The following is a 584-nucleotide window of genomic DNA, read 5'->3' as shown; positions in this document are numbered from 1 at the left end:
CGAAGCCCGGCACAAGGCCGGGCTTCGCGGGTACATCCAAGCGCTGCGTATTACGAGTTCTGGACGTTGAGCTCGGTACGACGGTTACGCTCGTTCTTGCACTCCGGCAGCGTCTGCGGGGTGTTCTCCAGCGGACGGCTCTCGCCGTAGCCGTTCGGGCCGGCCAGGCGCGAGGCATCGATGCCACGGCTGGACAGGTAGTCGTACACCGCGCGGGCACGGCGCTCCGACAGCGACTGGTTGTAGGCGTCCGAACCGCACAGGTCGGTGTGGCCGGCCACTTCCACGCGCAGCTGCGGGTAGCGCTGCAGGATGCCGATCGCCTCGTCGAGGATCGCGATCGCGTCCGGACGCAGCGTCGACTTGTCGAAGTCGAAGTTCACGCCCTTGAGGTCGATCGTCAGCGGAACTGGGCAGCCATCGGGGCCGACGGCCTGGCCGGCGGTCGAGCCCGGGCACTTGTCGTCGCAGTTGTTGACGCCGTCGCCGTCGTCATCCTTGTCCGCGCAGGTCACCGTCGGCGCCGGCGGCGGGGCCGCAACCGGCTCCGGACCCAGCGGGATCACCACGCCCACCGAGGCGAG

1 protein-coding gene is annotated in these 584 nt (G+C 69.2%); it reads right to left on the bottom strand.

The window, feature by feature from the left end; all coding sequences use genetic code 11:
* Positions 1–50 precede the first annotated feature (50 nt).
* The coding region (locus IE066_RS14700) for an OmpA family protein (RefSeq protein WP_189451286.1) at positions 51–584 on the bottom strand (534 nt) is incomplete at its 5' end.

Origin of the sequence: Cognatilysobacter xinjiangensis (genome assembly GCF_014651995.1) — a bacterium.
Taxonomy (GTDB): domain Bacteria; phylum Pseudomonadota; class Gammaproteobacteria; order Xanthomonadales; family Xanthomonadaceae; genus Cognatilysobacter; species Cognatilysobacter xinjiangensis.
The sequence above is the reverse complement of the archived record's forward strand: the minus strand, read 5'-3'. Positions and strand labels throughout refer to the sequence as shown.